The organism is Mesorhizobium sp. M7A.F.Ca.CA.002.05.1.1, assembly GCF_003998335.1.
Classification (GTDB): Bacteria; Pseudomonadota; Alphaproteobacteria; order Rhizobiales; family Rhizobiaceae; genus Mesorhizobium.
The window spans coordinates 1-5,175 of record NZ_RZQI01000405.1 but is presented as its reverse complement, the minus strand read 5'-3'; the positions used below and the strand labels follow the sequence as shown (position 1 = coordinate 5,175).

At 60.6% G+C, this 5,175-nt stretch carries 7 protein-coding genes; all 7 read left to right on the top strand.

Annotated features, from left to right (window positions below):
• A partial coding sequence (locus EN939_RS20015) for an acyl-CoA dehydrogenase family protein (RefSeq protein ID WP_272483103.1) occupies positions 1–464 on the top strand: 464 nt, incomplete at its 5' end.
• A gap of 160 nt (positions 465–624) precedes the next feature.
• Positions 625–1,452 (top strand): DUF1444 family protein, encoded by an 828-nt coding sequence (locus EN939_RS20010; RefSeq protein ID WP_164748953.1) that lies wholly within the window; start codon positions 625–627, stop codon positions 1,450–1,452.
• A 9-nt stretch (positions 1,453–1,461) separates the two neighbouring features.
• Positions 1,462–2,865, top strand: a complete 1,404-nt coding sequence (locus EN939_RS20005; RefSeq protein ID WP_127269366.1) for a carboxyl transferase domain-containing protein — start codon at positions 1,462–1,464, stop codon at positions 2,863–2,865.
• 195 nt (positions 2,866–3,060) lie between these two features.
• Positions 3,061–3,429, top strand: a complete 369-nt coding sequence (locus tag EN939_RS20000; protein ID WP_127269365.1) for a hypothetical protein — start codon at positions 3,061–3,063, stop codon at positions 3,427–3,429.
• 39 nt (positions 3,430–3,468) lie between these two features.
• Complete coding sequence (locus EN939_RS19995) at positions 3,469–3,840, top strand: hypothetical protein (protein ID WP_127269364.1); 372 nt, start codon at positions 3,469–3,471, stop codon at positions 3,838–3,840.
• Positions 3,841–3,909: 69 nt separating this feature from the next.
• Positions 3,910–4,254 (top strand): hypothetical protein, encoded by a 345-nt coding sequence (locus EN939_RS19990; RefSeq protein ID WP_236382870.1) that lies wholly within the window; start codon positions 3,910–3,912, stop codon positions 4,252–4,254.
• A 49-nt stretch (positions 4,255–4,303) separates the two neighbouring features.
• On the top strand, positions 4,304–5,175 hold an 872-nt coding region (locus EN939_RS19985), incomplete at its 3' end, for an ATP-binding protein (RefSeq protein WP_127269363.1).

The window sequence follows — 5,175 nt, the reverse complement described above, 5'->3', positions numbered from 1 at the left end:
GCCGTGGCGTCGAGGTGCTGATGTCGGGCCTCGACTATGAGCGCACCGTGCTTGCCGGCGGCCCGATCGGCCTGATGGCGGCATGCCTCGACGTGGCGATCCCCTACGTGCATGAGCGCAAGCAGTTCGGCCAGGCGATCGGCGAGTTCCAGCTGGTGCAAGGCAAGCTGGCCGACATGTACACGGTGATGAATGCCGCGCGCGCCTATGTCTATGCCGTTGCCGCCGCCTGCGACCGCGGCCAGACGACACGCAAGGACGCCGCCGGCTGCGTGCTGTTTGCCGCCGAGAAGGCGACGCTGATGGCCCTCGACGCCATCCAGCTGCTTGGCGGCAATGGCTATATCAACGACTATCCGACCGGCCGCCTGCTGCGCGACGCCAAGCTCTACGAGATCGGCGCCGGCACAAGCGAAATCCGCCGCTGGCTGATCGGCCGCGAGATCATGGCCGAGGGGATGTGATGCCTAGCAAGGGAATGCAAGTGTGCCGGACTGCGGATTGCTTGACACGTCAAACACCCATCTCGTGGGAGGCTGTAGTTTTGCGAGTATTGAGAGATAAGCAGGGCCATAGATGATCCTCTCATTGGCGCATCCAATCACAAGGCGGGGAATATTTGCGATGGCTTTGTTTTCCTCAATTGCGGGCTTTCTCGGACAAGCCAAGGCGCAGAAGCGGCGCTTCTCTGACATTGCGGAATTCAGAGGGCTCGTAATCGCCGCACTCAAACGGCAGCCGGGTGTCGATAGCGCTATCGTAGACCCATCGGATCCCGCAAAGATCAGTGCAAAAATCGGCGGCGTGGAAGTGACGCCCGACGTCACAAACGTGTTCGGCTACTTAAACTCATACCCCGACGAGGACGCTGATGCGGCTATAGACAGACTTGTCCGAAGCCTCACCGAAACGCGACCGACCAAGGCGAGCGAAGAAAATCTCATCGCGGTGATCCGGACCCAGCAATATGTCGAGCACCTCAAATCGATGGGTTTGGATTTGTTGTATGAACCGCTGGTTGGTGAGATCTCGGTTGTCTATATGGTCGACCTTCCGGATTCGGTGTCACCCGTGGCACCAAAAGACTTCCCAGGTCGGGCGCTTTCGGATTTGCGGGTCGTTGCGCTGGACAACGTAAAGAAATGGCTTCCTAGAATTGTTTCCGACGGAGAAGCCGCGTTAGCGTGCCTGTATTATGTCGACGGCAATACTATGTTGTCCACAAGCCTTATACTTTTTGACGATTTCTGGTTGTCAATCAAACCACAGTTTCCTGGCGATGTTTTGTTCGCTCTGCCACGCCGAGACCAGTTGTTCGTCTTCGATGCAGGCAATCCGCAAGCCCAAAGCGCGGCCAGGCAGATGATAGACGTTACGTTCAAGGACGGTTTCAATCTGCTGTCCGACAAGATTTTCGAACGCCGCAACGGCAAACTCCTGGCGCAGATGTAGGGGTTGGACATGGCTCCATTGCAAACCCAGATCTCCCCCTCCTCCGAAACCTTCCGTGCCAATGCCGAGCGCATGCGGGCGCTGGTCGCCGACATTGCGGAGAAGGCGGCGGCCGTCGAGCGCGGCGGCTCGGAGGAAGCGCGCGAACGGCATGTTTCGCGCGGCAAGCTGTTGCCGCGGGAGCGCTTGGCGCAATTGCTCGACACCGGCTCGCCCTTCCTCGAGATCGGCCAGTTCGCGGCATGGTCGATGTATGGCGAGGAGATCTCTTCGGCCGGCATGATCGCCGGCATCGGCCGCGTCGAAGGCACCGAAGTCATGGTCGTCGTCAACGACGCCACGGTGAAGGGCGGCACCTACTATCCGCTGACCGTGAAGAAGCATTTGCGGGCGCAGGAGATCGCGCTGCAGAACAATCTGCCTTGCATCTACCTCGTCGACAGCGGCGGTCCGCCGCTGGTGAAGGCGGCCACTGGTGAAGACGTCAGCGCCGAGGATCTCGGCGGCGCCGATGTGCACACGCGGCTTTCCGGTGTTGCCGACCACTATGCACTCGACGACGACCATGCGCTCGCCATTTGCCGACGCATCGTCAAAAACCTGAATCGGAACAAGACTGTAAGTCTGAACTTACAGAAATCGATTCCGCCGCTTCATCCCGCGGATGAACTGTACGGCATCGTGCCTACCGACCTGCGCCAGCCCTATGACGTCCGCGAGGTGATCGCGCGCATCGTCGACGGTTCCGAATTCGACGAGTTCAAGCAGAATTACGGCACCACGCTGATCACCGGCTTTGCCCATCTGCATGGCATGCCGGTCGGCATGATCGCCAACAACGGCGTGCTGTTTTCCGAAAGCGCTGTGAAGGGCGCGCACTTCATCGAGCTGTGCTGCCAGCGTAAGATCCCGCTTGTCTTCCTGCAGAACATCACCGGCTTCATGGTCGGTCGAAAATATGAAGCAGGCGGCATCGCCAAGGACGGCGCCAAGCTGGTGATGGCGGTCGCCACCGCCAGGGTGCCGAAGATGACTGTCATCATCGGCGGTTCGTTCGGCGCCGGCAATTACGGCATGTGCGGCCGCGCCTATTCGCCGCGCTTCCTGTGGATATGGCCGAACGCCCGCATCTCGGTGATGGGCGGCGAGCAGGCGGCAACGGTGCTTGCCATGGTCAAGCGCGAAGGCATCGAGCGCAAGGGCGGGGAATGGAGCGCCGAGGAGGAGGCGAAATCCAAGAAGCCGATCCTGATGAAATACGAGCATGAGGGCCATCCGCTCTATTCGTCCGCACGCCTCTGGGACGACGGCATTATCGACCCTGCGAAGACGCGCGACGTGCTGGCGCTCAGCCTGTCCGCTGCGCTCAACGCCGAAATCGAGGACACGCGCTTTGGCGTGTTTCGGATGTGAGAATGGACGGTCAACTTCGACGGCCAAACGGCGGAACTATAGCGGCAGGCCGTTGCTGCCGTGCGAAAAGGCTGAACTGTATGGGCCAATCGATTCATCAGCATAAGCGGCTTCGATTCTCAAACAGTGAACTGGCGGCGAGGCAAAATATTCGCTACTGCTTATCCAGCATGGGGCAATGGGGACGGGCTGAAAATGAAACTGAAATATTGCCAGGGAACGGCTGCTTCGATACTTTCTGTATTTCTAATATTAACAGCGACCGACGCCGGCTCGGCGGAATCGCTCGCAGGACGCAAGGGAGACGTGCGTTTTCCGCCGACCTTGGGTTCGGGCGAATGCAACGTTGCCTACAAGGGTTATGTCGCGGCGAGCGGTCATTCGGCCTACGCTACAACCTTTTATTCGCGTGTCGTCGACCTCTACATTGTCTGCGGGACGAAGCTCAACGCGCCGTCCCAGAAGGCGGCGGAAGAGACGGCGCTGCGCAATTGCCAAGCCGGCTTGACACGGTGGAAGCTCAAGACCGCGAGTGGCGGCTGCGCAATCTCGTCATCGAAATAAGCAACCAGCCGAGACTTTTTTGCGAATGGGGGAAGCAGTATGAAATCCTGGACCCGCAAAGGAGCAGCCACCTCTATAGTGGCAGGCTTGCTGATCGTGGCGGCCCCCACCGCCGCCATGGCCGGATCGCTGGCAGGCAGCAAGGGCGACGTGCGCTACCCAGTGACCATTCCTATAGGAACCACCGGGGGCTGCGGGAAGGCTTACGCAGCGTATCTCGCAGCCGCAGGCCATTCGGCTTTCGCGGCGACGCCAATCGTTCCGGCGACCGAGTACTTCGTTTGCGGCGTGAAGCTGAATGCATCGTCGCAGAAGGCGGCTGCGGAACTGGCACTGAAATCCTGTCAGGCCAGCAAAAGCAAATACAAGGTTACCGTTGCCGGCGCCTGCAGCATCGCCGCGTCCAAATAGGCCGGAAAACGCCCGGTTTTTCTCGTTGGGTAAGACAAGATGAAATCCACGAATTCCAGGCGAACAGCCATGGCGATATTGGCCGGATTGCTGACGGTCGCCGCGTGCGGCGCGGGCATGGCCGGCTCACTCACTGGAAGCGAGGGAGACAAGCGTTTCCCGCCGTACCTGCCGCGAAATCCCAAGGATCCCTGCACCAAGACCTACAAGGCCTATGTCGCGGCCGGTGGCCATTCAGCGTACGCAACCACTCCCTACGCGCGGATAATGTCGTCGTACATAGTTTGCGGCGGCCACCTCAACGCACCATCTCAAAAGAGGGCCGAAGAGTTGGCGATGAAATCCTGTCAGTCAACCCGCGGCCACTACAAGGTCACGACCGGCGGCGCCTGCGAGATCGCTGCCTCCAAATAGGCTGGCGCCTGCCAGAATGGCGCTGCCCGAGGCAAAACCGGGAGGCTCCATGTTCGCCAAGATCCTGATCGCCAATCGCGGTGAGATCGCTTGTCGTGTCATCCGGACGGCGCGCAAGATGGGTGTGCGCACTATCGCCGTCTATTCGGATGCCGATGCGAGATCCCTGCATGTCGAGATGGCCGACGAGGCGGTGCATATCGGCCTCTCGCCCGTCGGCGAAAGCTATCTGCGCGGTGACAAGATCATCGCCGCGGCCCTGGCAACGGGCGCACAAGCCATTCACCCCGGCTACGGCTTCCTGTCGGAAAATCCCGATTTCGTCGACCAGGTGGTGGCGGCGGGGCTGATTTTCATCGGCCCGTCGGCGGCCTCGATCCGGGCCATGGGGCTGAAGGACGCCGCCAAGCGGCTCATGGAAAAGGCCGGCGTGCCGGTCGTGCCGGGCTATCATGGCGAGGCGCAGGAGATCGTGCTGCTTGCGTCCAAGGCACGCGAGATCGGCTACCCGGTGCTGATCAAGGCGCGCGCCGGCGGCGGCGGCAAGGGTATGCGCCGGGTCGAGCATCCCGATGAATTTTCCGAGGCGCTGTCCAGCGCGCGGCGCGAGGCGAAAGCCGCTTTCGGCGACGACCGCGTGCTGGTCGAAAAATATGTCGACAAGCCGCGCCATATCGAGGTGCAGGTGTTCGGCGACAATTTCGGCAATGCAGTGCACCTTTATGAACGCGACTGCTCGGCGCAGCGCCGCCACCAGAAAGTGATCGAGGAATCGCCCGCGCCCGGCATGACCGAGGCTTTGCGCAAGGCGATGACGGATGCGGCGGTGAAGGCCGCCAAGGCGATCAATTATTCAGGCGCCGGCACCATCGAGTTCATCGTCGATGCCTCGCAGGGCCTGAAAGCCGACCGCTTCTGGTT

Coding starts and splice junctions, on each gene's coding strand:
- EN939_RS20010 (WP_164748953.1), top strand. CDS start 625: ATGGCTTTGTTTTCCTCAATTGCGGGCTTTCTCGGACAAGCCAAGGCG.
- EN939_RS19990 (WP_236382870.1), top strand. CDS start 3,910: ATGGCGATATTGGCCGGATTGCTGACGGTCGCCGCGTGCGGCGCGGGC.
- EN939_RS19995 (WP_127269364.1), top strand. CDS start 3,469: ATGAAATCCTGGACCCGCAAAGGAGCAGCCACCTCTATAGTGGCAGGC.
- EN939_RS20005 (WP_127269366.1), top strand. CDS start 1,462: ATGGCTCCATTGCAAACCCAGATCTCCCCCTCCTCCGAAACCTTCCGT.
- EN939_RS20000 (WP_127269365.1), top strand. CDS start 3,061: ATGAAACTGAAATATTGCCAGGGAACGGCTGCTTCGATACTTTCTGTA.